The organism is Staphylococcus sp. HMSC069D12, assembly GCF_001810405.1.
In the GTDB taxonomy this organism is placed as follows: Bacteria; Bacillota; Bacilli; order Staphylococcales; family Staphylococcaceae; genus Staphylococcus; species Staphylococcus haemolyticus.
Window position 1 is genome coordinate 1 of the sequence record NZ_KV801089.1, and the last position, 25,062, is coordinate 25,062.

General features: G+C 29.8%; 29 protein-coding genes and 4 pseudogenes. 23 read left to right on the forward strand and 10 right to left on the reverse strand.

The genetic code is table 11. The annotated features are described in order from the left end of the window. From HMPREF2737_RS00655 to HMPREF2737_RS00680, 8 genes and pseudogenes are all read left to right on the forward strand, one after another. A pseudogene (locus tag HMPREF2737_RS00655) lies at positions 1 to 308 on the forward strand (terminase small subunit); the annotation flags it as partial. A 279-nt stretch (positions 309 to 587) separates the two neighbouring features. Next, positions 588 to 1,097 carry a Panacea domain-containing protein gene (locus tag HMPREF2737_RS00660; protein ID WP_002492698.1) on the forward strand — a complete coding sequence of 170 codons (510 nt, stop codon included), beginning with the start codon at positions 588 to 590 and terminating at the stop codon, positions 1,095 to 1,097. Continuing rightward, positions 1,090 to 1,251 carry a hypothetical protein gene (locus tag HMPREF2737_RS11685; protein WP_256277607.1) on the forward strand — a complete coding sequence of 54 codons (162 nt, stop codon included), beginning with the start codon at positions 1,090 to 1,092 and terminating at the stop codon, positions 1,249 to 1,251. The genes HMPREF2737_RS00660 and HMPREF2737_RS11685 overlap by 8 nt, the downstream gene beginning before the upstream one ends. Continuing rightward, positions 1,238 to 1,699 carry a hypothetical protein gene (locus HMPREF2737_RS00665; RefSeq protein ID WP_256277608.1) on the forward strand — a complete coding sequence of 154 codons (462 nt, stop codon included), beginning with the start codon at positions 1,238 to 1,240 and terminating at the stop codon, positions 1,697 to 1,699. Before HMPREF2737_RS11685 ends, HMPREF2737_RS00665 begins: the two co-directional genes overlap by 14 nt. A 204-nt stretch (positions 1,700 to 1,903) precedes the next feature. Next, a complete protein-coding gene (locus HMPREF2737_RS00670; protein WP_070650030.1) occupies positions 1,904 to 2,131 on the forward strand; it encodes a DUF3102 domain-containing protein in 228 nt (75 codons plus the stop codon). Positions 2,132 to 2,208: 77 nt separating this feature from the next. Next, positions 2,209 to 2,319, forward strand: a pseudogene (locus tag HMPREF2737_RS11690) (hypothetical protein); the annotation flags it as partial. A 254-nt stretch (positions 2,320 to 2,573) separates the two neighbouring features. After that, positions 2,574 to 3,488: an iron-hydroxamate ABC transporter substrate-binding protein gene (locus HMPREF2737_RS00675; protein ID WP_002445383.1), complete on the forward strand. Its 915-nt coding sequence runs from the start codon at positions 2,574 to 2,576 to the stop codon at positions 3,486 to 3,488. A gap of 57 nt (positions 3,489 to 3,545) precedes the next feature. After that, complete coding sequence (locus HMPREF2737_RS00680; protein WP_002445384.1) at positions 3,546 to 4,376, forward strand: class I SAM-dependent methyltransferase; 831 nt, start codon at positions 3,546 to 3,548, stop codon at positions 4,374 to 4,376. Positions 4,377 to 4,923: 547 nt separating this feature from the next. On the opposite strand, the gene HMPREF2737_RS00685 is transcribed toward HMPREF2737_RS00680, so the two are convergent. Together HMPREF2737_RS00685 and HMPREF2737_RS00690 are read right to left on the reverse strand one after the other, a co-directional pair. After that, positions 4,924 to 5,130 (reverse strand): hypothetical protein, encoded by a 207-nt coding sequence (locus tag HMPREF2737_RS00685; protein ID WP_037551205.1) that lies wholly within the window; start codon positions 5,128 to 5,130, stop codon positions 4,924 to 4,926. A gap of 425 nt (positions 5,131 to 5,555) precedes the next feature. Beyond that, the gene (locus HMPREF2737_RS00690; RefSeq protein WP_052071615.1) at positions 5,556 to 5,765 is read right to left on the reverse strand and encodes a hypothetical protein; all 210 of its coding nucleotides are present in this window, start codon (positions 5,763 to 5,765) and stop codon (positions 5,556 to 5,558) included. Between the two features lie 304 nt (positions 5,766 to 6,069). Between HMPREF2737_RS00690 and HMPREF2737_RS11950 the strand changes: the two are divergent. Next, positions 6,070 to 6,248 (forward strand): annotated as a pseudogene (locus HMPREF2737_RS11950) (hypothetical protein); the annotation flags it as partial. Between the two features lie 104 nt (positions 6,249 to 6,352). After that, positions 6,353 to 6,806, forward strand: a pseudogene (locus tag HMPREF2737_RS00695) (ClbS/DfsB family four-helix bundle protein). Between the two features lie 453 nt (positions 6,807 to 7,259). On the opposite strand, the gene HMPREF2737_RS00700 reads toward HMPREF2737_RS00695, so the two are convergent. After that, positions 7,260 to 8,546 (reverse strand): aminotransferase class I/II-fold pyridoxal phosphate-dependent enzyme, encoded by a 1,287-nt coding sequence (locus HMPREF2737_RS00700; protein WP_037551203.1) that lies wholly within the window; start codon positions 8,544 to 8,546, stop codon positions 7,260 to 7,262. A gap of 194 nt (positions 8,547 to 8,740) precedes the next feature. Here HMPREF2737_RS00700 and HMPREF2737_RS11695 point away from each other — a divergent pair, with 194 nt between their 5' ends. From HMPREF2737_RS11695 to HMPREF2737_RS00730, 7 genes are all read left to right on the forward strand, one after another. Then, a complete protein-coding gene (locus HMPREF2737_RS11695) occupies positions 8,741 to 8,836 on the forward strand; it encodes a Trp-rich small protein (RefSeq protein WP_011275325.1) in 96 nt (31 codons plus the stop codon). 175 nt (positions 8,837 to 9,011) lie between these two features. After that, on the forward strand, positions 9,012 to 9,188 hold the full coding sequence (locus HMPREF2737_RS00705) for an SE1626 family protein (protein WP_029376652.1): 177 nt from the start codon (positions 9,012 to 9,014) through the stop codon (positions 9,186 to 9,188). A gap of 188 nt (positions 9,189 to 9,376) precedes the next feature. Continuing rightward, positions 9,377 to 9,757, forward strand: coding sequence for a PSM export ABC transporter transcriptional regulator PmtR (locus HMPREF2737_RS00710; protein WP_011275327.1), 381 nt, complete (start codon positions 9,377 to 9,379; stop codon positions 9,755 to 9,757). After that, positions 9,754 to 10,653 (forward strand): phenol-soluble modulin export ABC transporter ATP-binding protein PmtA, encoded by a 900-nt coding sequence (locus HMPREF2737_RS00715; RefSeq protein ID WP_037551201.1) that lies wholly within the window; start codon positions 9,754 to 9,756, stop codon positions 10,651 to 10,653. The genes HMPREF2737_RS00710 and HMPREF2737_RS00715 overlap by 4 nt, the downstream gene beginning before the upstream one ends. Continuing rightward, positions 10,650 to 11,333, forward strand: coding sequence for a phenol-soluble modulin export ABC transporter permease subunit PmtB (locus HMPREF2737_RS00720; RefSeq protein ID WP_037551199.1), 684 nt, complete (start codon positions 10,650 to 10,652; stop codon positions 11,331 to 11,333). The genes HMPREF2737_RS00715 and HMPREF2737_RS00720 overlap by 4 nt, the downstream gene beginning before the upstream one ends. Continuing rightward, the gene (locus tag HMPREF2737_RS00725) at positions 11,330 to 12,202 is read left to right on the forward strand and encodes a phenol-soluble modulin export ABC transporter ATP-binding protein PmtC (protein ID WP_011275330.1); all 873 of its coding nucleotides are present in this window, start codon (positions 11,330 to 11,332) and stop codon (positions 12,200 to 12,202) included. The genes HMPREF2737_RS00720 and HMPREF2737_RS00725 overlap by 4 nt, the downstream gene beginning before the upstream one ends. Beyond that, positions 12,203 to 12,931, forward strand: a complete 729-nt coding sequence (locus tag HMPREF2737_RS00730) for a phenol-soluble modulin export ABC transporter permease subunit PmtD (protein WP_037538020.1) — start codon at positions 12,203 to 12,205, stop codon at positions 12,929 to 12,931. It abuts the gene before it with no gap. 79 nt (positions 12,932 to 13,010) lie between these two features. Here HMPREF2737_RS00730 and HMPREF2737_RS00735 read toward each other — a convergent pair whose 3' ends face one another. Next, positions 13,011 to 13,571 carry a thioredoxin family protein gene (locus HMPREF2737_RS00735; protein WP_037551197.1) on the reverse strand — a complete coding sequence of 187 codons (561 nt, stop codon included), beginning with the start codon at positions 13,569 to 13,571 and terminating at the stop codon, positions 13,011 to 13,013. Between the two features lie 211 nt (positions 13,572 to 13,782). Here HMPREF2737_RS00735 and HMPREF2737_RS00740 point away from each other — a divergent pair, with 211 nt between their 5' ends. From HMPREF2737_RS00740 to HMPREF2737_RS00750, 3 genes are all read left to right on the forward strand, one after another. Next, complete coding sequence (locus HMPREF2737_RS00740) at positions 13,783 to 14,268, forward strand: hypothetical protein (RefSeq protein ID WP_037551195.1); 486 nt, start codon at positions 13,783 to 13,785, stop codon at positions 14,266 to 14,268. An 84-nt stretch (positions 14,269 to 14,352) separates the two neighbouring features. Further along, on the forward strand, positions 14,353 to 14,910 hold the full coding sequence (locus HMPREF2737_RS00745; protein ID WP_037551191.1) for an HAAS signaling domain-containing protein: 558 nt from the start codon (positions 14,353 to 14,355) through the stop codon (positions 14,908 to 14,910). Continuing rightward, positions 14,907 to 15,749: a DUF4097 family beta strand repeat-containing protein gene (locus HMPREF2737_RS00750; RefSeq protein WP_037551189.1), complete on the forward strand. Its 843-nt coding sequence runs from the start codon at positions 14,907 to 14,909 to the stop codon at positions 15,747 to 15,749. The genes HMPREF2737_RS00745 and HMPREF2737_RS00750 overlap by 4 nt, the downstream gene beginning before the upstream one ends. Positions 15,750 to 15,819: 70 nt before the next feature. Here HMPREF2737_RS00750 and HMPREF2737_RS00755 read toward each other — a convergent pair whose 3' ends face one another. After that, positions 15,820 to 16,860 (reverse strand): C45 family autoproteolytic acyltransferase/hydrolase, encoded by a 1,041-nt coding sequence (locus HMPREF2737_RS00755; protein WP_037551187.1) that lies wholly within the window; start codon positions 16,858 to 16,860, stop codon positions 15,820 to 15,822. A gap of 336 nt (positions 16,861 to 17,196) precedes the next feature. Between HMPREF2737_RS00755 and HMPREF2737_RS11395 the strand changes: the two genes are divergently transcribed. Both HMPREF2737_RS11395 and HMPREF2737_RS00760 read left to right on the forward strand, forming a co-directional pair. After that, a complete protein-coding gene (locus HMPREF2737_RS11395; RefSeq protein ID WP_011275337.1) occupies positions 17,197 to 17,370 on the forward strand; it encodes a hypothetical protein in 174 nt (57 codons plus the stop codon). A 141-nt stretch (positions 17,371 to 17,511) separates the two neighbouring features. After that, positions 17,512 to 18,546 (forward strand): 6-phosphogluconolactonase, encoded by a 1,035-nt coding sequence (locus tag HMPREF2737_RS00760; protein ID WP_037551185.1) that lies wholly within the window; start codon positions 17,512 to 17,514, stop codon positions 18,544 to 18,546. 52 nt (positions 18,547 to 18,598) lie between these two features. Here the strand turns inward: HMPREF2737_RS00760 and HMPREF2737_RS00765 are convergent, their stop codons facing one another. The 3 genes from HMPREF2737_RS00765 to HMPREF2737_RS00775 form a co-directional block, all read right to left on the reverse strand. Next, positions 18,599 to 19,981 (reverse strand): aldehyde dehydrogenase, encoded by a 1,383-nt coding sequence (locus HMPREF2737_RS00765; RefSeq protein ID WP_037551182.1) that lies wholly within the window; start codon positions 19,979 to 19,981, stop codon positions 18,599 to 18,601. Positions 19,982 to 20,148: 167 nt separating this feature from the next. Further along, complete coding sequence (locus tag HMPREF2737_RS00770) at positions 20,149 to 21,078, reverse strand: manganese-dependent inorganic pyrophosphatase (RefSeq protein WP_037551180.1); 930 nt, start codon at positions 21,076 to 21,078, stop codon at positions 20,149 to 20,151. A gap of 50 nt (positions 21,079 to 21,128) precedes the next feature. Next, entirely contained in the window at positions 21,129 to 21,689 is a 561-nt protein-coding gene (locus tag HMPREF2737_RS00775; RefSeq protein WP_037551178.1) for a cysteine hydrolase family protein, read from the reverse strand. Between the two features lie 171 nt (positions 21,690 to 21,860). Between HMPREF2737_RS00775 and HMPREF2737_RS00780 the strand changes: the two genes are divergently transcribed. Then, positions 21,861 to 22,943 (forward strand): glycosyl hydrolase family 28-related protein, encoded by a 1,083-nt coding sequence (locus tag HMPREF2737_RS00780; protein WP_037551176.1) that lies wholly within the window; start codon positions 21,861 to 21,863, stop codon positions 22,941 to 22,943. 158 nt (positions 22,944 to 23,101) lie between these two features. Here HMPREF2737_RS00780 and HMPREF2737_RS00785 read toward each other — a convergent pair whose 3' ends face one another. Both HMPREF2737_RS00785 and HMPREF2737_RS00790 read right to left on the reverse strand, forming a co-directional pair. Then, positions 23,102 to 23,902, reverse strand: a complete 801-nt coding sequence (locus HMPREF2737_RS00785) for a prephenate dehydratase (protein WP_037551174.1) — start codon at positions 23,900 to 23,902, stop codon at positions 23,102 to 23,104. 29 nt (positions 23,903 to 23,931) lie between these two features. Further along, on the reverse strand, positions 23,932 to 24,999 hold the full coding sequence (locus HMPREF2737_RS00790; protein ID WP_037551172.1) for a nitric oxide synthase oxygenase: 1,068 nt from the start codon (positions 24,997 to 24,999) through the stop codon (positions 23,932 to 23,934). Positions 25,000 to 25,062: the final 63 nt, after the last annotated feature.

Below are 25,062 nucleotides of genomic sequence, written 5' to 3' on the forward strand. Positions count from 1 at the left end.
TTGTTAAGCGTGGGGAGTTTCAACGCAACCCAGACACCGACAAAATGAACTTAGTTTACAATGAACATGTAGAAATGGTGGAAATACCTATTAAGCCTAGTGATAGATTGCGTGCTAGGGATATGTTAGGTAAGTATCATAAGTTATTTACTGATAAAAAAGAATTATCCACTGACACGCCTATTATTGTAAACATTGGTGATTGGCCGGATGATGAGGAAGAAGAAAAACAGAAAGCACTAGATGAACTACATGAGCAACACCCTAACAGAACAATGATTGTTGATGATATACCGTTAGAGGATTAATGTGAAACCATTACCTTCAAATAGGTGGTGGTTTATTTTATCTAAATTCTTTCCGCAATTTCAGATTAAGTTGACAAATTTGAGTGGATGTATGGTAAAAAATGTTGAAATGCTCTATATTATAAATAAGAGTTGCAAATGCGTAACACATCTTAGCGAATACACACAAAGATATATACTGTTTTTGTGTACCAATTATAGAAAGTATACACAGTGACAGTGTATAGTCACTGTTATTTTTATGTTCAATATGATGTGTTGATTATGGAGGAGTTTATCATGGCTGAGCAAAAATACCTGACAACAGTTGAAAATATAATTGGTTTAATGAAAGAAGAAATAAAAAACATTTCTCCTTTAAGACTACAAAAAACATTATACTTTTTATTTGCATATTATGGTGCTTCATATGGGCAACTATCTAAAAGTAAAGAATATGAAGTTACAAAAAGTGAAAGTTTAAACTTGCCTGAATATTTATTTGACGCTCAATTTGAAGCTTGGCAATACGGCCCTGTTATTCGAGACGTATATAAGAACAATAAATATAGTCTTGGCTATAATGACATAGACTTTTCAATGAGTAATTTTGAAATAGAAGATAAAACAATGCAGCAGGAAATTACAGAATATTTGAGAGAAATTATTAAGAGTACTTTAAAAATTAGTGATTTTGGTTTAGTAGAACGTTCTCATGAAGATGAAGAGTGGAAAAATAAAATTACTCAGCAAGAAATTATGAATAACGATTTAATTATTAAGGAATATATAGGATTGGTAAATGCCTAGATTTAATAGTAATGTTACTTCTAAAAAAAGAAAAAAGAACGTTCACGTTGAAATAGTTAATAAAGATTTTTTACCAACTAGAAATGAATTTGAAACTGACAAAGTAGAAATCGAGTTAAGAAATGCTGAAGTAAAAGAAGTTGTTTTTTTTTAATGAAGAAGTAAAGTATTCAAAACAAAATAATGATCTGAAATTTACTAATTTTATTTCTGATTTTACACAACAAAATCAAATCAATGCTATAACCCATTTCAGTGAAAATATAAGCATAGTCAAAAATAACCCCGATGAAGCTACGAATATAAATTATGATGAGAGAATGTTATCAATTTTATCTTTATATACTCAACAAGATATTAGAAATATAAAGGGCTTAATGAAAACAGATATTAGAGGGTTACTTGATGTTCAAGAGGGTTTAAGAGTATATTGGTATTACGATTTGATTGATAACGAAATAAAAATAGTTTGTATTGATCCACAACATTTAGTTTTACCAAGTCAGCATGGTAAAATGAATAAAGATAAAATGATGATTACAACCTATCAATCAGTTACTAATAGCAAAAAACATTGTATTAGTCGGTATTTTATTAATTAGCATACGGGTAAGTTAAATATATCGTTTCAAGCGTCACTTACGAGTGACGTTTTTTGTATTTTAGGACGCTGAGAAACGCCCTGTGTTGCAGTGGGGAATGAGTTTTAATAACTATGTATGCAAAATGTATATATTACATTGTTAAATTCGACATCATCAAAGGCTGGTTAATCGATTTTCGAGATTGGTCGAAGATTGAAGCATGTGAAAGAAAATGACCTAGCACATGGAGAATTGGGTAATTGGTTGAAAAATATCAACTTAGATAGAACACAAGCTCATCGTTTCATTAAAGTTTCTGAAGAAATTAAAGATGTTGGTATGTACCAACATTTAGGTCTGAGAGCTTTATCGGAAATAGCTAACTTACCTGTACCAGAACGCACCAAAATACACATAACATCAAACAGCAAAACTAAAATTCCATACTAAATGTTTATGAATTTAACTGCAGAACTCAATTTTGAGCCTTGTAAAATTACATAAATTAGTTATATAAAAATTATTTATGGGTATTATATAAACGGGAGGGGCAACGTTATTACTTGCCTATTAGAACATGGAATAGTTCTGTTCCAACTAGTCAGGTATTAAGTGACTTATGGGGAAAAATCAGTTAGAATATAAAAAGTGAATGATCCTTTTCTAGGCAGGTACTTCGGTACTTGCCTATTTTTTATTCACAAACTTCTATATCAAAAAGCTTTCATGTGATAATAAAAATTCTCTCACACGTTAAAAACAATGTATAAGTTAATTATGGCTTAACGAAATACATTCATATCATCGAGTAGGATAGGTATAAGTATTGACTATTATTTTTAAAAATCTATAATTGAAAATGAATATCAATTAAAAACGAAAGGATGATATTATGAAAGGATTAATTGGAATTTTATTATGTAGTTTATTTATTTTGACTGCGTGTTCAGCGTCTGTCGATAAAACAAGTGACTCGACAAAGACTATAGACTATAAAATTGAAAATGGTAAAACACTGAAAGTACCAGAGAAACCTAAAAGAGTTGCTGTATTAACTGGATTTTATGTTGGTGATTTTATAAAGTTAGGAATCAAACCAATTGCTGTTTCAGATATAACTAAAGATTCTTCAATCTTAAAACCTTATTTAAAAGGGGTTGATTATATTGGAGAAAACGATGTTGAAAAAGTTGCTAAAGCAAAACCAGATTTAATAGTTGTAGATGCTATGGATAAAAATATTAAAAAATATCAAAAAATAGCGCCAACAGTCCCATATACATACAATAAATACAATCATAAAGAAATATTAAAAGAAATAGGCAAGTTGACTAATAATGAGGATAAAGCCAAAAAATGGATTGAAGAGTGGGAAGATAAAACTAGAAAAGATAAAAAAGAAATTCAAAGTAAAGTTGGTCAAGCAACAGCATCTGTGTTTGAACCAGATGAAAAGCAAATATACATATATAACTCTACATGGGGTCGTGGTTTGGATATTGTTCATGATGCATTCGGTATGCCAATGACAAAGCAATATAAAGATAAATTACAAGAAGATAAAAAAGGTTATGCTTCCATTTCAAAAGAAAATATTAGTAAATATGCTGGTGATTATATATTTTTAAGTAAACCTTCGTACGGAAAATTTGATTTTGAAAAAACACATACATGGCAGAATATTGAAGCTGTAAAAAAAGGACATGTAATTTCATATAAAGCAGAAGATTATTGGTTCACAGATCCTATTACATTAGAACATTTGAGAAGTAAATTAAAAAAAGAAATTTTAAATAAATCTCACTAGAAATAAGTTATAAAAATTTCTAATGTATTAATAATAATATTTTTAAGGAGTGATTAAATGAAACGACTGGATGGAATTCCCGAATCAATGTTAATTCCTTTGATAGCTCGAGCAAAAGAGTACGAATACGAAAAACCAATAATAAAAGACGCACTATCTAAAAAAATATTTGATGGTTTAGATGATATGTACAAAAATGTTACATGTGATGACATGTCTCAAATTGGAATTAGTATACGTTCTGTGATAATAGATAGTGTTACTAAAAGACTTATCAAGGATAATAAAAATTTGATTGTGGTCAATATAGGTTGTGGCTTAGATACAAGGTTTCAAAGATTTAATAAAGAAAAAATATCGTGGATAGATTTAGATGTACCTGAATCAATAGAAATACGAAAAACATTTTTTAAAGAAACAGATAGTTATAAGATGATAGCTAAATCAATGCTGGATTACAGTTGGATTGAAGATGTTAAAAATTATAAATTTTTTAATAGTAAGTCAAATATATTGTTTATCTTTGAAGGTGTATTGATGTATTTTGATGAGAGTGTAATGACTAAATTATTACATACTATTATTAAAAAGTTTGGAGATCATAATTTGGCCTTTGCGATTGAATTTTGCTCAAAAACAATTGCAAATAATACAAAAAGACATAAATCTGTATCAAAATTATCCTCACAACCTGTTTTTAAATATGGATACAATGATTTAAATGAATTGGATAAAGTTTTACCAAATAAAATGAAAGTTATAAATGAATATAATTACTTTGACTACCATAAGAAAAGGTGGGGGCTCTTTGGGTATTGTAGATATATACCTTATCTGAAAAAAAGGCTAAACAATAAAATAGTAATTATGGAATATAAACCAGCTTAAAAATTTACTGATAATTGAGTATTAAAATAAAACATTTCAAAAAAGATGTAGCTAGAAATTTATTAAAAGTAAAGTGCACAAATATCTTGTGTTTTTTCAATTTTAACGTTTTACACTTAACTTTGTTAGGTGATATAAGATGCTGAGAGAAGCATTATATTGCAACGAGAAATCATTCTATGGATAAACATATTAATTATTGTAAATATATTTATAAAGGTTTGTGTGTGAAATAATTGGTGGTCATAACTTGGTCATAATGAAATGAAAAAATTAAAAAAAATGAATGTTTAAAGAATGCAAAATGCTGATTTAATAGGCTTTTTGTATGTGATTTATATCTATTTCATACTGCCCTTAATGCCAGGCATGATGTAAAACGATATATATTATGATAGAGTATGAAAAGGGTAGCTGAAAGAGCTACCCTTTTATTGTTGATATGAAGTTTCGATATTTTTAAGTTTTACTTAATAATGTTATCTAAAATATGACTAAAAAACAAATAAAAATGGCTTTGAAACAAATTTAAAGGATTTTTGGGTGATTATTGCTTTCTAAATATAGCATTATGACCTTCTCCGCCATCTAATTTGATAGTTTCGCCATTTTCTTCAACTTTATAATTTATACTTTCTTTATCATTACCATCAGTAAATATCATTTTTCCACCTTTTATTGTAACTTTTAATGTTTCGCCACCATATGTTAATTTAGCTGTATTGGCATTATCTTTTGGAACTTTTAAAACCATGTCGACATTTAAATAGACAATACCACTACTCTGTGCAAAATAATATTTTCCTTTTTTAGTCCATTACCACATGCAGCAAGTAATAATACTAAGCCAGTAATTGAGATAAAATAAATTAATTTACGTTTTATAAATGATCCCCCGAATAAGTATTGTTAATATCTTATGATAATAATTAATTAAATTTAGAAACTCTCCCATATGCTATTAATGAACCAGCTGCAAATAATATAGAAGCGACAATTGAAATTAAACCATAATTAGATTGCTTACCTGTTTCTGATAAAGATTTACTAGTTGATTTAGATTCGTTTAATGAAATGTTATTTTCATTTGTTATATTACTGATGTCATCAGTTGATGTAGTTTTTTTGAACTGATTGATAATTATCGTTAGATAGCTTTTGGCTATTCAAAGATTTGTCCTATTCATATTTACCAATATAAGTAAAGTTACCTTTGTCAATAGTAGCATTGTATCCACTCTCTTTAGTTACATCACCGTTTTTATAAACCCTTATAGCTCCAGTTCCAGCACCAGATTTATTTCCGTACTGAACTAAATAGTAATTTCCTTTATTTTCTACATCATAATAATTTTCTAATCTAGGGCCATCATTACCATTTTTATTCATAACTTCAACAGCGATATTAGTAGCATTGTTAGCATTTACTACGCTATCAGTAGCATGTACATGTTGACTTGCTCCGACCCCTGTAAATAATAATGTTCCGGCTAATACTGATGTTACTAAAACTTTGGATTTCCTCCTTGATAATTATTAAAAACTACTTTTTAAGTGGTACACAATACAAATTAACAAATAGAAAGTACATATTATGTCTATAATTAAGGTTTTTGTATAATGTTAGTAGGAAATAAGATGAGATTAATAAACTGAAGACCTATATTAAGAACATTATTAAAAAAATAGTAATTTTGATTTTGAAAAATCAAATACAAGGAAAACATTAATGCTACTAAGCATTGACTTGTTATTTCTTACAAAGCGGAGGTTTATTGGTTCACAAATCCTATCACAATAGAAAATTTAAGAAGTAAATTAAAAAAGAAATTTTATTATATAATCGGTTTTAGTGGGGGTGAAGCTTTTTAACAATAAATATACCAATAATTTAAGTTCTAATATAGTTGATAAATACATATTTTAATTTAATGAAATATTATATAATAAATATATAAATGCTAGGCGGTGATAACATGCAGACTTATTCAAATAAAGATGATTTAATATTTGAAATTAGTAAGAGAGCTGAACTTTTTATTAATGAATTTAGTGATGTATCAGAATCAGATAAGGATGTATATAAAATTGGTGTCGATAGAACACCTGCACAGATGATCGCATACCAGCTTGGATGGTTAAATTTAATTCAATCGTGGGAGAATGATAATAAAAAATATACCAGTTGTAACCCCAAGTCCTGACTATAAGTGGAATAATTTAGGAGGATTATATCAAGAATTCTATAAAACGTACTCAAACTACACATTAGAACAACTTATTAATCAGTTCAATAAGGAAGTAGATAGCATTATTAATTTAATTAAAAGTTTAGATAATGTTACATTATTTGAGAGCGCAAAAGGCAATGGGCTTCATCAACGCCTTCCAAATGGCCAGTTTGGAAATAGATTCACATTAACATCGTAGCACCATTTAAGTCATTTAGAACTAAAATTAGAAAATGGAAGAAACAGAAATATAAAGATAACTTAACTTTCGAAAGATTATAACAATTTGAAAAACCATATTATCTAAAATAAAGACGAGTCTAGGAATTAAACCCAAGACTCGTCTTTTAATTAAGAACTATAATCCGAAAATTTATAATAAATCTAATAACCATGCTCCAAATAAGATAAATAGGATGAGTGATACTATGAACAAATATAAATTTTTGGGTACATGTGCTTTCGAAGTAAAAGCGTAAAGATACAAATAATACGAAGTGGAGATTAATGTAATAATAAGCAATATTGAAAAAATAATTACCATTTAGATCACAGCTTTCGAGTTATTTTTAATTTCGATAGATTGAATAAATCGAATATAAATACTTCTTCAATGTCATCCTAATTACTTTTTTTTATTTATATCAATCTCTTACTTTAAATCATCGATTGCTTTTGCGATTGATTCAAAAACATGTGGAATGTCATCTTTTTCAATGCAACTGAAAGCAATACGGATATCTGAGTCATTTAACGCTATAATACCGATTGAATATTCGTTAATTAAATGCGTACGTAGTTCTTCAGGATTTACGCCATTGACTTTGACTGCCATGAAATAACCAGAATTGAAATCATAGGCTTGCCAATGATTTTTGTATTTATCATCATAAACAACAGTTTTTGTAACTTCATATCTTTCTTGTAATGTATCTATATTTTGTTGGATTTCTTTACCAAATTCATCATGATTTTCTAAAACGTATTTAATAGCACTTTGAGAAGGCATTGGTCCACTTGAAATATTACTTCTTATTAAACCTTTAACTTTCGCTTCTAGCACTTCTTTAGCAACATTATTATTTAATCCAAATGTGAGGAAACCAACACGTAGCCCCCACGCAAAGAATTCTTTAGTAGCACCATCTAAACGAATTGGTAAAATATTGCTTGATTCAATTTGATTTAGTGAAGTAAAAATAGACTGACGATAAACATCTTCATAGAATAAACCATAATATGCATCATCTACTACAGCTATCACTTTTGTTCCTTTTTCAGCTAGTGAACGAACCGCTGAAACTATAGTTGTAACTTCAACATTGTTCGGTGTATAGCCGGTAGGGTTGTTTGGATAATTTAAAATTAAAATGACTTTGTCTTGATTGAAATTTTCTAAAGTATTAACTAAATCATTTGTTGTGTAATGTCCTTCTTGGTTAAAGATTGAATATGTCTCAATATTTGCAGAATGACGTGTTTCATAAATTAATTTGTAGTTACCCCAATTATGTGTTGGTACTAAAACAGTATCTCCACTCTCTACAAATAAATCAGCTATTAAAGATAATCCATGAGTTAACGCATTAGTGACAATAGGTCTAGTAATTGTCTCTTTGGATAAATCAGGGTTTTCTTTTAGCATTTTGTCTTGCCATAAATCTCTTAAAGCTTCTAATCCTTGAGGTGGGGCGTATGGAAAGACTTCATCTGGAGATAAATGATTATAGACATCAAATAAAGTATCAGCATACATTTTCCCGTTTTTATTAGTAGCCATTCCAATTGTAGCGTTATATTTAGTTCTTTTAGCATCAGCAGATTGAGATAAAATGCCTTTTGGATAATACATTGATTGACCTAAATTTGATAGCATACTTAATATTTCTGGACAATGATCAACAAGTTGATTATTTAAATTTTGTGCTAATGGGTTCATTTATTTAACCTCACTTTATTTTAGTGTTTAATAATATATTATCTTTAAATGACTTAAAGATAAAGTGTTCCTATAATGATTACAAAGAATTGAGAGTTGAGTTTTTAAAAAATAGAACATTTGTTCGTGTTTTATGTTAGAATAATGTCAGGTCATCATAAGATATGACACTTTTCATTTGGAGGTGTAGTGTAATGTCGTGGCTATTAGATGGTATGGTGACATTAATTTCGGGTGGTATACTCGTTATATTCCGTGTTTGGTTAGAATCTAAGTGGAAAGATAAATAGATGACCATACACAAAAGCCCCTAACTTGCCGTCACAAGTTAGGGGTTGTGTAATGTAATTCGTGGATACAATTAAATTGTAACATATGGATTAATATTTTCAATTTTAAATGTATTTAGTAAGCAAATTTATAATTTTAATTTGTTATAATACATGTATTGAGGTGTTGATTATGATGAAACATTTAACTAAGATTTTCGTTAGTTTGGCAATTATCTTATTTGTTATTGGATATTATTTACAGGCTACAGGACACGAGAATCAAGGGGTTAAATTATTATTAGCAGCAATTATGTTTATCATATGTGCTTTTATTAATCGTAATAATGATAGAAAGAAAAACAGAAAATAACATTTTTAAACTCTATATTAGCGTTTGACGTTAGATATAGAGTTTTATTTTTAAAAAGAATTGTATCTATAATGTATATACAGTTTGTAGCTTTAATACCAACTAATATAAGTATTTTCATTGTTTCCTTTACAAACGTGTATATAGTGTGTATATTATTTATATACAGTTATTAAAGGGGGACATCAATGAAAATTATATTAAAGAACACCAGTGAGCAACCCATTTATGAACAAATCAAACAACAAATAAAAGAGAATATTTTAAAGGGTTATGTTGAAGCTGGTAGCCACTTACCTTCGATGCGTGAGCTTGCAAAGGATTTACAGGTGAGTTTAATTACAACTAAAAGAGCTTATGAAGATCTTGAGAAAGAGGGATTCGTAACAACTGTCCGAGGAAAAGGTACATTTGTTAAAGAACAAGATAGTTCCATATTAAAAGAAAAGCAATTCTTTGTAATTGAAAATCTTGCTCGATTAATGATTAAAGAAGCAAAAACAATAGATATGCCTCTCAAGGAATTAAAAGAAATACTAGCTTTAATTTATGAGGAGGAAGAAGAATGAATGTCATTGAAGTAAAAGATGTGTCGTTACAAAGTAGTGTATTTTCAATAAACAATCTTTCATTCAGTATTCCTCAAGGATTTGTAACTGGATTCATTGGGGCTAATGGGGCAGGGAAAACAACGATAATTCGTATGATAATGGATATTATAGAACCTAATCATGGTCATATATCAATATTTGGTAAACAAATAGAAAACAAACCGAAATGGATAAAAAATAAAATAGGTTTTGTTTATTCAGAAGTTTATTTTAACCAACAATGGACTGCAAAAAAACTTGAAAAAATGGTCTCACCATTTTATACCGATTGGGACTCACAAGCATTTAAAAATTATTTAGAAAAATTCAATTTACCTTTCAATGAAAAAATAAAACATTTTTCTACAGGTATGAAAATGAAATTGTCTTTAGCACTAGCTTTGAGTCACCATGCTGAATTGTTTATATTAGACGAACCAACTGCGGGGTTAGACCCTATTGTTCGTAATGAAGTGTTAGAAATTTTGCAAAGTGAATTACTCGACGAACATAAGACTTTATTTATTTCAACCCATATTATTTCGGATTTAGAGAAAATTGCTGACTATCTTGTACATATAAAAGATGGAGAAATTATTATGCAAGGTTTTCGTCATCAACTTCAAGAACAATACTCAATTGTACAAGGTGATAATCAAGATTTAGACGAGGAATTAAATCGCTTGTTCCTTTATAAAGAAGTGAAGTCGACAGGTTTTGTTGGTTTTACTAAACAGGCACAAGTTTTTAAAGAATTGTTCGGAAAAAAAGTTAATATTAAACAACCTACGATTGAAGAACTTATGATCTACATCGAAAAGTCTAAAAGTAATGACAATCAACAAGATTTTCAGCAAAGTAGGTTGATAAAATGAAGCAATTACTTATTAGAAATTTTAAATGTAGGAGTATAACGATTGCCATTTATATCTTGTTACTTCTATTAAATCCGTTATATGCTTTCGTATTTTCTAAAACAGAACTTTATTTTTTATTCTATGCACCGATTGCAATCACATTAATGGCGGTTAGCATATTAGACTCTGGACACTTGTTTAGACTACATAGAAGATTAGGAGGTAAAAGTTCATATTTATTTTACGAAAGTTTACCTGTCTCTAAAAAAGACATGCTTAATGCGAATTACATTACCTGTATCGTATTAACACTTTTTGGTGGTTTTATTATCGCTTTGTACAATTTTCAATCATCTAATATTGATTTTGGGGATTTAAGATACTCAACTGCGATTGCTTTTATATTTGTAAACTTTTTCAGTATTCCAATTGCATTTAGTAGGAATACTGAAAAGAAACGCGAAGGGATATCATATGCACCTTATATCTTGATAATGATGTTAGTTTTTCCATTCGCTATTACAATGGTTTTTACACTAATTAATGCATTCGTTTTTCATCATCATATTTCTTATAATATCTTTGGCATATATTACAATTATGGTTTATTAAGTTTAAGTATTGTTTGGATGATTATAAATTATTTGATTCAATTAAGACGTATAATTCAGCGTGAAAATAAAGGAGGGCCTATATGAAATTAGAAAATATTACAAAAACATATGGAGATAACAATGTTTTAGATAATATCAATTTTGATTTTGGAAATAGCAAAATTGTAGGTTTAATTGGTAAAAATGGTGTTGGTAAAACAACATTAATGAAAGTCATGAATGGCAATATTATTAATTTTAAAGGGAAAGTTCAATTAAATGATAACGAGAACGTTGGCTATCTTATTGAACATCCGAAATTATATGATAATAAAACAGGATTAAATAACTTGAAATTATTTGCTCAAGTTCTAGGCAAAGGTTTCGACAAAGAATATACAGATAAAATCATTGACGCATTTGGTATGAGACCATACATTAAGAAAAAAGTGAAAAAGTATTCAATGGGTATGAAACAAAAACTTGCGATAGCAGTTTCATTAATGAACAAACCCAAATATCTAATTCTTGATGAACCGACAAACGGTATGGATCCAGATGGTTCAATTGATGTATTAGAGACTATTCAATCATTAGTGAATGATTTAGAAATGAAAATTCTAATTTCAAGTCATAAATTGGAAGATATTGAATTGATTTGTGATAGAGCTGTCTTTCTACGTGATGGAAATTTTGTACAAGATGTCAATATGAAAGATGGTAGTGCGCAAGATCATACATCGATTAAATTTGAAGTTAGTGAATTTAATACAGCACTAGACTATTTAACAGAACATTTTAACGTGCTTCAATCACACAAAGATAGTGGAGAAATAATGATTAAAGCACAAAAAGATTATAAACAATTACTCAAATCTTTAGCACAAAAAGATTTATATCCTAAGTATATTGAAACAAGAAAAAGTTCGCTTCGTGATACGTACTTTAATATTAATCAAAGAGGTGACAAATAAATGAGAAGTTTACAATTAGTTAAATATGATATATTGAGTTTTTGTAAAAGCTACTTAACATATATAGCACTAATTTTAATCTGGTTAGTTTTAGGATTAATAACGTTCTTAATGGCACGAAATAATGATCAAGTAAATTATTCATCTATTTTATCTATGGCAAATTGGATGTTCTTATTCTTTGGCTTGTTAGTAGTGATTAAGACAATTACACGTGATTATTCACAAGGTACGATTCAACTTTATATGAATAAAGTGAAAAATAGAATTGGATATATTATTGCTAAAACAATTTCAATTATTTTATTTTCATTCATTTTTGCATTCATCACATATATCACATTAATGTTAGTACAAGCATTTACTGATGGAAAAAATTTAGACGGAGATAAGTTCTTAACGAACATTTGGTTCTATCTTATCTTCTTACTGTTCTTTGGTTTACTCTTATTCTTAGTTACATTAATTGTTCAAAAACCGGCAGTAATCTTTACACTAGGTATATTCTTAGTATTTATAGTTCCATTTATTCAACCTTTTATTGGTTTGATTCCTGACTGGGGAGAAAAAATTCAAAAATCATTAAAGTATATTCCGTTTAGTTACTTAACTGAGAAATCTCAAACGGATAGTATTAAATTTTCAAATTGGCAATGGTTTATTTCTTTAGCATCAATTGTTATTTTATTCATTGCGAATATTGCTTATGCAGCTAAAAGGGATATATAATATATGCCAAGAAATTGATATCCAAAAAAGAGGGTAGTAAAACAAAGTTTGTTTTATTACCCTCTTACTTTATATGCTTTTATAGCATTAACTTACTGATTATAGAGTTATAAACTTGATTCCATAAGTCAGTATCTGATTTATATTTAGAAACGATTTCATGATGTACTTCTTTTTCTTTATCCTCATAATTGTGTGCATCTTTAGGTGGTAGTTTTTCAGCTCTAAGTTGAGTAACAAATTCTTGAGCTTCACGAGCTCTAGAGCCCCAAACACTTATCTGTTCAAATTGATCATTCATAAAGATAAAGATTGGAATCGAACGTGCTGTACCATTTGTTAAATATTGATCAATGAGATTTGTGTCTTCATCTCTATGGAATACGCGTACTTCTAGCTGTAGTGATTCACTTATACGCTTTAATATAGGTAAGTTCATCATAGCGTCACCACACCAATCTTCACTTATAACCAAGACTTTAGAATAAGAACTATCTTTAAGTTGATTGATTCTATCGTCAGACGAAGGTAGTGTGAATGCATTGTAAATTGTTAATACATTATCTTTATTCAAAGTCATGCTATCGATATATTCATCAAGTGGCTGACTATTATTAAAATATGTTTCTAAATTAGCCATAAATAAAACCTCCCCGTTAAATTTATATCATTATAACAATTTTTACTAAGAAAGAATAATTATAAAACTTAAAATATATTAGTTTTATCACAATAATAAGAACGTTAAAGCAACGTTACAATTCTGTAAGAAATGATTGTAGTGGTTTAGATGTTTCTCAGTAAGTGGTTATGATATATTTAAGTTAATAAGAATAGAAGTGGTGGTACGTTTGCGCATTCAAAATCGATGGATAATCCTTAGTATTTTTACAATAATAGCTTTTATAGTGGTTACGTGTCTTACAATCTATAAAAATGAAAAAACAATTGATCTTACTGAAGTGAAGATAAATGATATTCAATTGAATGAACCATTTAATGAAAATGATTATGAGATAAATCATCACATAAAGTTGGATAGATACAAATTCTATAACGATAAAAACCATAAAGATTTAACTGTAAAAGTAAAAAATAAACACCAAACAGTAAAAGGGATTGTATTGATTAATGATCATGATGTAACAACCAACTTCGGTGTTAAAATTGGAGATAGAGTGAATCATGCAATCAATTATTTAGGTGATAATTATAGTAAAGATAAAGTAGGTAAAGGATATGATGCGTTAATTTATGTTGATAAAGAGCACCATATGAAGCTGTCCATTTTATATAAAGATAATGTGGTTAAACGAATTGAATTTTTTAGTCGTTAAAAAGTGATGCTTTTACAATGCACATCAAAATAAGCTACTTTTCGTTAAGATAGAGATAATTCAATTAAGAAAGTAAGTGAAATAATGGATAAGATTACCTTTTTAAATGAACTTGAATTAGAACTTGATGAATTACCAAGAGAAGAAAAAGATAAACTCATGGATGATTATGAAAATCATTTCTATGAACAAGAATCGAAAGGGAAATCAGAAAAAGATATTATATCGGATTTAAAAGAACCACATGATATAGGTAAAGAAGTTAAAGCCAAAGAAGCAATATCCTATGCTAAAGTAACACCTAACCTACCGAATATTATTAGGGCTATAATGGCTTCATTAAGTCTTGGCGTGCTTTCTTTTTTCTTCATCATCATTCCTATTGTAATATTTATAGCGTTATTGTTTGTTGTGTTTATATTCTCTGTTTTTTTAATTTCTCTTCCATTAATAATAATATCAATGAGTATCATTAAAGGGATTGTTGATTCGTTTAGCAATTTCTTATTTAGCATTTCATATGCCGGATTAGGTATCGTCTTATTTGTAGTTACCATGAAAATTACACAAAATTTATATCGACTTGTATTAAAATATTTAACTTGGTATATCCAAACGGTTAAAGGAAGAATTAAACAATGAAGAAAGCAATGATAACAGGCATAGTAATATTTGTAGGATTTTTCTTAGCAGCAACTTTAGTCTGGTTTGTGCATGATAAAGATGAATTTAAAAAGCTAAAATATGATAGAGCATACAGTAATGTGAAAATGAATAATTTAGATATTTACAGCTATAATTCAGAAGTCACAATTAAGCAAGGAGAACATTGTGGTGTTAAATATTATGGTGATAATGATGTTAAGGTATATCGCAAAAAAAATACATTAAACATAAAAGAGCATAAATCTGACAAGAGGGGTTATAGCGTTAATATTAATCCTTTTAATCAAAGTAAATCAAAAATTGAAGTTACACTTCCAAATAAAAGTATTAATAATTTAGATGTATATTCAGGATTTGGAAATGTGAATCTTGATGGCATTAACGTTAAGAAAGGTTCGATTTATCAAGACAACAAATATTTAAAAATTCAAAATTCAAAATTTGATAATCTTTCCTACAAGAGCGATGCTGGTGGAGTAAAAATTAAAAACAGTGATATCATTAATAGTGAATTTAAGACAGGGGTAGGTAACGTCGAAGTAAATAATTCAAAGATAAAAAAATCGTTATTTGTAAGTGAACTTGGTTATCTTAATTTCACAAACATGAATAGTGAAACAGATGTAAAAGGATCAAGTAAGCTTGATTATATTCATTTGGACTATAAAGATGAACCTAAAAATACTTTATTAAAATTACACCCAGGTACAGGAGAGGCAAAAGTTGAAAATAAATCTTTTAATAAAGGTAAGGTAGGAAATAGTAATAATGTAATTGAATTTTACACGGTAAAAGAAGATATCACAATAAAGTAAAATGATTGCCTACACAATAAGAGGCAATCACTTATATAGTCGACGAACGATTTAAAAGTTCGTCGTTTTTTTAATGATTTGCGAATGTTAAATCGGTATCAATTAGACCGCTAAATTGTTGGATAGTTAACTCATTTCCATCTAACCAGGATTGAAAATTTATTGATGTGGGTGTTTGATTTTCACCTAGTGTCATCCAAGCGGTTAAGTTTTGCGGTTCATACATTGAAGTGTGTATCGTACCTGACCAACTTCTAAATAATTTGCTATATATTTCGAATTTTGGATCATTAAATAATTTAAAAGCTGTATGTTTATCTAAGCTTTGAGAAGTTTGTGAGACAGTACGTTCTAAACGTTCACGTGATTCTTTTGTGTAATTACGATTTTCATGCGTTAAGATTTCGAAATGATTTGTACATACTTTATCATATCTGACATCAAAAGAACGTGGTGTAACCTCAACGATTGCGTGATTAAGCTTTTTATCCATTAAAATATAACTGAATGAGCTTCTATGAGGAAGTTCTTTCAAGAATCTAACGGCTTCATCAACGTCTTTGCAATATTCTAAAACAAGACGACCAATCATATAACATACAAAGCCATTAGCGGGGTGTTTACGATGCATAAAGTTATAGCCCATCGTCAAACCAGCTTCATTCATACCATCCATACGACCTGTCACTCTAGACGTTGGCCCAATTTGCGCTAGCCCACCGTCATTAGGTTGGAATAATAGATATCTCCCATCATATGTGGCAGGATGATAATCATAATTGCGCACCATAAAATCCTTACCTTGAAATACAGTACATCCACTCTCTTTTAAATCCGTGAAGCGGTAATGTGCAAAATTTAATATCATTTGTTTTGTAGGTAAGTTCAGTACTTCTTGCATACCCATTAACTCTTCCCATATTTCTGGAGCGTATGTTTGAAATACTTGATACGTTTCGTTAACATCTATATCAAATCGGGGCATACGTTTTTTCCATTCACGTTCACGATTTTGCAATAAGGGCGTTTGTTTTAGCCATAGCGCTGTTTTGACCCCTAAATCATAATGTGATCCTTTAAACGTCATTATATCTGATTTCACTTGTTGCATGAGAAGGCCTCCTGAAAATTCTAAATATTGTAAAATAGCACTAATTGAAAACTAATATAATTATTATTATACTGAACATGATAGCAAGAAAAATTTAAAAAACAAGGAGGGGTACTATGTTTAAGGACGCATATTTAAAAGTATATAATAAAGTAAAAGCTTGGTGGTTGTATTAAACTAATTTACAATTGAAAGTTTATGAAGTTTTTGAATTTTGAAATTTATTTTATAGTTATTATTATAAGACGAAAAAAGGTATCTATTTAACCATAACAGTAAGTATGATAATATATAAAATTGTAAACATACTTATATCTATTTAGAGGTGAAACATACATGTGGGATTTAATTAAAGGTTTATTCAAATTCTTATTAAGCTTAGTAGTTATTACATCAGTAGTAGTTGGTGTAGGTGTTGTAGCATTTGCTTACATCTTCAAGAAAGACTTTGAAGATATCGAAAGAAAAACTAAAGAAATCGTTTCAGATATCGAAAGTAATAACGCGTAATAATATTAATTTAACCAGTGACTTCAGTTTTGGAGTTACTGGTTTTTTATTTCAATAAATTCAAACAATGATTAAGAATAATTGTCATAGACACCAATCTTTTAATAAAATAAAGGTAATTAGACAATAGGAGGTATTCTGATGACGACGAAGGGTTATATCGGTTCATACACAAAAAAAGAAGGTAAAGGTATTTACTTATTCGAATTAAATGAAAATAGTGGACAAATTAGTTCTGTTAATACTGGTTATGAGATTGAAGCATCTACTTATCTTGCTCAAACAGATGATTATTTATACGCAATCACTAAAGAAGGCGCACACTGCGGGGTAGCTGCTTTTAAAAAAGAAGCTTCTAGTTCGTTAACATTAATTAATAAATGCTTAGAATCTGAAGAGGGTACAGGTTGCTATATATCGGTATCATCAGACCACAATTTTTTATTTGAAGCAGTATACGGCGCTGGTATCGCTAGAATATATCAATTGAATAAAGATACAGGTGAGATTATTAAGTTAATTCAAGAATTAAATCACGACTATCCACTTGGAAGTCATGAGCGTCAAGAGCATTCACATGTCCACTATATAAATGAAACACCCGATTGCAAATATGTTGTAGCTACTGATTTAGGTACAGACAGAGTTGTAACTTATGAATTCAATAATGAAGGTCTTAAAGAATACAAAGTTTCTAAATTTAAAGATCAAGATGGTCCAAGACATATTGCATTTCACAATAATGGTGAATATGCCTACATTGTTCATGAATTATCTAATTATGTTAGCGTAGCTAAATATAAAGATGGTCAATTTGAAGAACTAGAACGTCATTTAACTGTTCCTGAAGATTTTAATGATGACACTAAATTAGCGGCTGTTCGCTTATCGCATGATCAACAAACTTTATATATTAGTAACCGTGGTCATGACAGTATTGCGGTATTCACGATTACAGAGAATGGCGCGGGACTAAACCCTGTAGAAATCGTTAAAAGTGGAGACCAATTCCCAAGAGATTTTAATATTACTGAATCAGATGACTATCTAGTTTGTGCTCATCAAGAGGGGAATTATGAAATTACAGTTTTTAAAAGAGACACAAATACTGGTAAATTAACGCCAACAGATAATCAGCAAATTGCACCTGAAGGTGTACATGTTAGTTTTATTTAAGTAAAAATACAAAGCCACGGCAGTGTAAAATGTCGTGGCTTTTTGCAAATTTTTATAAGTTTTTAAAAAATGTTCTAATATATTTAAATTTACCTTTATAGGGCGGATACATAACACTTGAATCTAATCGCGTAGACTTAAAGATGTATGACTTGCTATGGCTAAAGGTTTGGAAAGTATATTTACCATGATATTGTCCCATGCCAGACATTCCGACACCACCAAATGGTAAATTAGGATTAGCAAGATGCATTAAAGTATCATTAATTGCCCCGCCACCGAAAGATAATTCGTTTAATACACGGTGTGTAGTATTCTCATCTTCACTAAATAAATATAAACTTAACGGTTTAGCTTTACTCTGAATAATATCTACTGCCTCATTAAAATCATCATAAGTAATAATAGGTAAGATAGGTCCAAAGATTTCTTCTTGCATGATTTTAGAACTAGACGTAATACCATCTAAAATAGTTGGTTCTATATAGCGTGTTGTAGCATTTGCATTACCACCGAAAATAACATGGTTTTGATGCACATTAAGTAATTCATTTAAGCGATTAAAGTGTTTATCATTAACTATGCGACCAAAATCTGGACTTTCATCTATGTTAGTACCGTAAAATTCTTGAATACTTTGTATAAGTGCTTCAATCAATTCATTTTTGACCTTCTTGTTAACTAATATATAATCCGGAGCCACACATGTTTGTCCTGCATTAGTAAATTTACCGAAACTAATACGATCACTAGCAACTTTAATATTAGCGGTATCATCTACAATAACTGGAGATTTTCCGCCTAATTCAAGGGTAACAGGAACTAAATTTTTGCTTGCTGATTCATACACGATTTGACCAACCTTGTCACTACCTGTAAAGAATATGTAGTCAAATGGCAGATTAATTAATGTTTTTGTTTCTTCTATACCCCCCTCGATAACATCTATATAATCCGTAGTAAATACGTCTTCAATAATTTGACGAATGACCGTGGCAACGTGAGGTGTTAATTCAGATGGTTTTATAATAGCAGTATTTCCAGCTGCAATAGCCCCAATTAGAGGTTCAAATAGTAACTGTACGGGATAATTAAACGGACCAATGATTAATACTGTGCCATATGGTTCTTGTTTGATATAACTTTTTGCAGGAAACATAAATAAAGGTGTATCAACTTGTTTTGTTTTAGACCAATTTTTAAGTTCTTTTCTTGCAGTTTTAATACTTTTTAGTGTGATACCAATTTCTGTGGCATATGCTTCAATAGGACTTTTTCCTAAATCAGTCTTTAGAGCATCTAGTAAATCATTTTCATGATTTTTAATACTTTTACTTAGAAGTTTTAATTGATGTTTTCGAAATTTTAAATCTTTCGTTTTATGTGTTTTGAAAAAAGCTTTACTTTCTTCAAATTGTTGCTCAATGCTTGGCAATGTGTGATACCTCCTAAATAGTAAAATCTATATTAAAGAATTAAATTAAAATAAATGATGTAATTCATCATATCTATACCCTAAATATTTTTCAATAAAAAAACAGTTGAATGAAAAGATTCATTCAACTGCGTATATAAAGGCGATAACTAAATTGCCAATATGTTTTATTTAGTTAAAGTTTCTGTGATTTGAGGTACCACTTGTTTTTTACGTGACACAACGCCTGATAAGAATGCCATGCCATCATCTAATTGAACTTTAAATGCCTCGCCGACTTTATCTTTTTCTGCACCTACTACTAAGATTTTAGAATCACTATTAATAATGTCAGTAACTACTAATACAAATAAATCATACTTTTCATTAGCACTTGTTTCTAACATTGCTTTTTCAAGATCATCTTTACGATTTAATACTTCATCAATGTCGACAGTATTTACTTGGGCAATGCGTGTAACATAGTCGCCCATATTAAATGATTTAGCATCCATGTCTAATAATTCCTCTGCAGATTTATCAGTAGTTGATGCACCAGCTTTTAACATTTCTAAGCCATACTCATCTAAATCAACATTTGCTAAATCTTTTAAATCTTTAGCAGCATTTACATCTTCATCAGTACAAGTAGGAGATTTGAATAATAAGCTATCAGAAATAATTGCTGAAATCATCAAACCTGCGATATGCGGTTTAATTTTAAAGTCACGTTCTTTGTACATTTTGTAAAGAATAGTAGCAGTACAACCAACTGGTTCTGCGCGGTACCAAAGCGGTGAAGCAGTTTCGAAATTAGCGATTCTATGATGATCCACAACGTGTTTAATCTCTGCGTCAGAAATTGTTTCTGCACTTTGTTGGAACTCATTGTGATCGACTAAGATTACTTCTTGACCATCTAAATTATCACTTAATAATTCTGGTGCTTTAACTTCAAAATGATCTAAAGCAAATTTAGTTTCAGGATTAATATCTCCTAAACGATATGGCGTTGCTTCAGAGTTACCAGTTAATTGTTCAAAATCAGCCATGATGATAGCTGAAGCTATTGCATCTGTGTCTGGATTTTGATGTCCAAAAATATAAGTTTTTGCCATTGTTATTATCCACCCTTATCATTTAATTTTTCATCTTATTTTATCATGTTTTATTTAGCTACATCTACCTCTGCGCCTAATGAGTTTACAAAATGTCCTAATGCCCATTTATGACCACTCTCATTGAATGAAGCAACACCATCTTTAGGAATTGTAATGTTATACCCTAAGTTATAGGCTGAAACAGCAGTGTGTAGAATACAAATATCAGTACAAACACCTACTATTTCAATATCCTTTATATTTCTCTCTCTCAATAGACTATCTAGAGGTGTACCATAGAATGAATCATAACGGCGCTTATTTAAGTAATGAATATTACTGTTTCCACTAAAGTTATTATAAAAGGCCTTAATCTTACCATATAATTCACGTCCTGCTGTGCCCTCAATATTATGAGAGGGGAATAATTGTGTCTCAGGATGGAACATATCGTTCTCATAATGTAAATCCATCATAAAGAAAATGTCATGGCCTTCAGACTGATATGTCTCTAAACGCTTCAGTATAAAAGATTCAATATCTTGCCCAGGTTTACCACATGTTAATCGACCATCATCTGCAATGAAGTCATAAGAATAATCTACTACTATTAGTGCTTTTCTAGTCATGATCAATCTTCCTCTCTATTAAATGTTTGAGGTATTTAAAAATTGTATAATTATAATAGAAACGATTAAATTATTACCTCATTAATCATTATATATATATTATAGCTAATCCCATTCTAAAATGGTATATAGCAATATAATAGGTTTGAAAGTTTAGATAGGGGATACGTTATGTTAATAAATGCTCAAGATTATGGATTAAAAGGATGTAATAAACGCAAAGACACTAAAGCAATACAACGAGCACTGAATAAAGCAAGATATGGTGAACACACTGTACTTATACCTAGCGGTACATATTATATTTCGAAAGCACTCATCATTTATGACTCAACAACTTTATTACTAGAAGATGATACGACATTACTAAGATGTGGTACGGATGCACTTTTAAAAAATGGCCATCGTTTCGGTTTTTATAAAGGGTATCAAGGTAATAGTCATATTTATATTAAAGGTGGGACGTTTGATATGAATGGCTCTAAATATCCATACAATAATACTGCGATGTCAATTGGACATGCAGAAGATATTCAATTAATAGGTGTAACAGTATTAAACGTAGTTGGCGGACATGCTCTAGACGCTTGTGGTATTAATGGTTTGTATATCAAGAATTGTAATTTTAAAGGTTTTAATGATTTTGATGGGGATCGTTCATTTTCTGAAGCAATTCAATTAGATATTCAAGTACCTGGTGCGTTTCCTAAATTTGGGACGACAGACGGAACCATCACTAAAAATGTAGTCATTGAGAATTGTTATTTTGGGAATTCAGATGACCATCAAATGCGTCCATGGAATAGAGCAATTGGCTCACATGCAAGCAGGTATAACAAGTTCTACGAAAATGTGCATATAAAAGATAATTGTTTTGAGGGAACGCAAGACTATGCATTAACACCCCTAAAAGCTAAAAATATGATTATTTCACGCAATAAATTCAAAAATTGTAACGGTGGTATTCGATTTTTAGGGGTAAAAGATGGAAAAAATGCTGCTGACCCTGTTACTGGCAAAATCATGGAATCTCAAGCTGGTGAGAATTTCAGTGTGATTGCTAATTACTTTATTGGAGAAATTAAAAAAGATGCCATTCACATTAGAAGCTATAATAATATAAAACATCAGCAAGTGTTTATCGCCGGTAATACTTTTGATAAAGCATCACAAACCATACATTTAGAAGATATAGAAGATTTAACCCTAAACCAGGGTGAAGATGTTACGATTAAAAAAATTAATGTAGACTGAGTAGAGATAATGTTTTCGAACATAACCCAACAATAAATAGCCAGTAAATACGTTTTGAAGACGCATTTACTGGCTATTTAATTTCGATACATCAGTGTTAAATAAGGGCAAGACAACAATTTTTTAATAATTTCGTCATAATGCCTTACGATACTTATCTAATGGCGATTAAATGCACCTATAATTTTAACTTCAAAATCTAAAGTCTGCAATATTGTGATAATCTTATTGAGTTTTTCATTTTTCCCAATATCGGTTTGAACAAAAAATCTGTACATACCTAACTGCGTCTTAAGAGGTCTAGACTCAATCCATGACAAGTTAATGTCAAATAATGCAAATGTGTTAAGTATACTAGCTAATAATCCAGCTTTATCATGTTTAGGTGTTATCAGTAATAGCGTACTAGAAGCAGATTCATTGTAGTGCTCGTTACTTTTTACTACCAAAAAACGAGTGACATTATGTGGATAGTCTTGTATATGTGTGTCTATCGGTTCGAAACCATATGACTCTCCGCTTCCTAATGGTGCAATAGCAGCGATATGTGTGTCAATTTTCTCTAAACTTTGAATAGTACTATCAACATAATCATATAAGAAATGATGTCGATGGATATATTGACTCGTTTGACTTATTGCAGGTGCAATGGAATAAACCTTTTCAATATCATCCAGTGAAGTACCTTTATTAGCGTATAAACCAAAATTAATATCTAAATGGATTTCGCCATGAGCGTATATATCTTCTTGTGCAAGTGCATCAGCTACAATATTAATAGTACCTTCAATTGAGTTCTCAATAGGTACGATACCAACAGCATCACTATGACTATTAACGGCTTTAATTACTTCATAGAGATTTGATTTAGGTGAATATGTAACTTCTTCCTCAGATAAATAAGTTTTTGCAGCTAAATAAGAAAATGTTCCCTTAGGGCCTAAATAATATAAACGCATCTTTGTTCGTCACCTCGTATTATCGAACACTAGTGAAATGGACATTTCATTGACTGTTTCATTTTATAATGAAAATTAGGATCCTTGATTTCATTATTATAACCATGATGATAATTTGAGGTTAGGGTCGGTGAAAGTGGTGGGGCTAACCACGACCATTTACCCGTGACATCACGGTTATTTGCTAATTCCTTTTCTTCAAATAATTGAAATTGTTTTGATGCAGTTAGGTGATCAACAATAGAAACACCTTGAGATTTAAATGAATGGTATACCGCATAATTAAGTTCAACGAGTGTTCGATCTTTATTAAAAGAATTATTTTTTAGTGTACCAAATTCAAACGCTTCTGCAATACTTTCCAATAAATTATAGCGGTAAGAGTCAGTGAAATTGCGTACTGCTATTTCGGTTACCATATACCATCCATTAAACGGGGCAGTTGGATAAGTAATGCCACCAATTTTCAAATCCATATTAGAAATGATTGGAACACCATACCATTTTAAATTTAAATCTTTTAATTTTGGATAATGTTCATGTTCTATTTCAACTTCTTTTATTAATTCATGGGGTAATTCATACCATTTTATAGAATCATTAGGTAATTGATAAATGAGTGGTAGTACATCGAAATCAGTACCTTTGCCTTTCCAACCTAAATGCTCCGCTAATTGTGTGATTTCACGTTCAGATGGATCACCGGCATGTTCATAACCAGCATATCTAATAAGTTGATTATTATAGATACGAGGTGCTTGACTAGGTGAAAAAATCGTTATATAAGGCTTGATCTTACCATTATTCGTCGCATGTTTAAGATGATGATTGATTGTATCTATAAAATCACGCTCATTATCAACATTCCTAGCATCTTCTACATATAAAGAATCCCAAAATAAGCGCCCAATACAGCGATTAGAATTACGCCAAGCAAGTTTAGCACCATACGTCAACTCTTCCGAAGTATGCGTATATGTACCAGTATGTTCAATTTCTTTTCTTATCTCTTTTATTCTTTTATCAAAAATAGATGGATTGTAATTAAGTTCACGATACATCGTTTCGATAAAACTTCTTGCTTCTTCCAATAACATATAACCACCTCGGTTCATATTATAATCTAGACATTGAATTAACTCATTCAATTACATAGATTG

What these genes read in the sequence shown, in the direction of transcription:
- HMPREF2737_RS00685 (WP_037551205.1), bottom strand. Translation starts at nt 5,130, where the DNA reads ATGGTTTTAAAAGTTCCAAAAGATAATGCCAATACAGCTAAATTAACA.
- HMPREF2737_RS00720 (WP_037551199.1), top strand. Translation starts at nt 10,650, where the DNA reads ATGAAGCAATTACTTATTAGAAATTTTAAATGTAGGAGTATAACGATT.
- HMPREF2737_RS00675 (WP_002445383.1), top strand. Translation starts at nt 2,574, where the DNA reads ATGAAAGGATTAATTGGAATTTTATTATGTAGTTTATTTATTTTGACT.
- HMPREF2737_RS00755 (WP_037551187.1), bottom strand. Translation starts at nt 16,860, where the DNA reads ATGCAACAAGTGAAATCAGATATAATGACGTTTAAAGGATCACATTAT.
- HMPREF2737_RS00770 (WP_037551180.1), bottom strand. Translation starts at nt 21,078, where the DNA reads ATGGCAAAAACTTATATTTTTGGACATCAAAATCCAGACACAGATGCA.
- HMPREF2737_RS00750 (WP_037551189.1), top strand. Translation starts at nt 14,907, where the DNA reads ATGAAGAAAGCAATGATAACAGGCATAGTAATATTTGTAGGATTTTTC.
- HMPREF2737_RS00700 (WP_037551203.1), bottom strand. Translation starts at nt 8,546, where the DNA reads ATGAACCCATTAGCACAAAATTTAAATAATCAACTTGTTGATCATTGT.
- HMPREF2737_RS00690 (WP_052071615.1), bottom strand. Translation starts at nt 5,765, where the DNA reads ATGAATAAAAATGGTAATGATGGCCCTAGATTAGAAAATTATTATGAT.
- HMPREF2737_RS00760 (WP_037551185.1), top strand. Translation starts at nt 17,512, where the DNA reads ATGACGACGAAGGGTTATATCGGTTCATACACAAAAAAAGAAGGTAAA.
- HMPREF2737_RS00680 (WP_002445384.1), top strand. Translation starts at nt 3,546, where the DNA reads ATGAAACGACTGGATGGAATTCCCGAATCAATGTTAATTCCTTTGATA.
- HMPREF2737_RS11685 (WP_256277607.1), top strand. Translation starts at nt 1,090, where the DNA reads ATGCCTAGATTTAATAGTAATGTTACTTCTAAAAAAAGAAAAAAGAAC.
- HMPREF2737_RS00730 (WP_037538020.1), top strand. Translation starts at nt 12,203, where the DNA reads ATGAGAAGTTTACAATTAGTTAAATATGATATATTGAGTTTTTGTAAA.
- HMPREF2737_RS00745 (WP_037551191.1), top strand. Translation starts at nt 14,353, where the DNA reads ATGGATAAGATTACCTTTTTAAATGAACTTGAATTAGAACTTGATGAA.
- HMPREF2737_RS00790 (WP_037551172.1), bottom strand. Translation starts at nt 24,999, where the DNA reads ATGTTATTGGAAGAAGCAAGAAGTTTTATCGAAACGATGTATCGTGAA.
- HMPREF2737_RS11695 (WP_011275325.1), top strand. Translation starts at nt 8,741, where the DNA reads ATGTCGTGGCTATTAGATGGTATGGTGACATTAATTTCGGGTGGTATA.
- HMPREF2737_RS00735 (WP_037551197.1), bottom strand. Translation starts at nt 13,571, where the DNA reads ATGGCTAATTTAGAAACATATTTTAATAATAGTCAGCCACTTGATGAA.
- HMPREF2737_RS00710 (WP_011275327.1), top strand. Translation starts at nt 9,377, where the DNA reads ATGAAAATTATATTAAAGAACACCAGTGAGCAACCCATTTATGAACAA.
- HMPREF2737_RS00660 (WP_002492698.1), top strand. Translation starts at nt 588, where the DNA reads ATGGCTGAGCAAAAATACCTGACAACAGTTGAAAATATAATTGGTTTA.
- HMPREF2737_RS00775 (WP_037551178.1), bottom strand. Translation starts at nt 21,689, where the DNA reads ATGACTAGAAAAGCACTAATAGTAGTAGATTATTCTTATGACTTCATT.
- HMPREF2737_RS11395 (WP_011275337.1), top strand. Translation starts at nt 17,197, where the DNA reads ATGTGGGATTTAATTAAAGGTTTATTCAAATTCTTATTAAGCTTAGTA.
- HMPREF2737_RS00715 (WP_037551201.1), top strand. Translation starts at nt 9,754, where the DNA reads ATGAATGTCATTGAAGTAAAAGATGTGTCGTTACAAAGTAGTGTATTT.
- HMPREF2737_RS00705 (WP_029376652.1), top strand. Translation starts at nt 9,012, where the DNA reads ATGAAACATTTAACTAAGATTTTCGTTAGTTTGGCAATTATCTTATTT.
- HMPREF2737_RS00785 (WP_037551174.1), bottom strand. Translation starts at nt 23,902, where the DNA reads ATGCGTTTATATTATTTAGGCCCTAAGGGAACATTTTCTTATTTAGCT.
- HMPREF2737_RS00780 (WP_037551176.1), top strand. Translation starts at nt 21,861, where the DNA reads ATGTTAATAAATGCTCAAGATTATGGATTAAAAGGATGTAATAAACGC.
- HMPREF2737_RS00725 (WP_011275330.1), top strand. Translation starts at nt 11,330, where the DNA reads ATGAAATTAGAAAATATTACAAAAACATATGGAGATAACAATGTTTTA.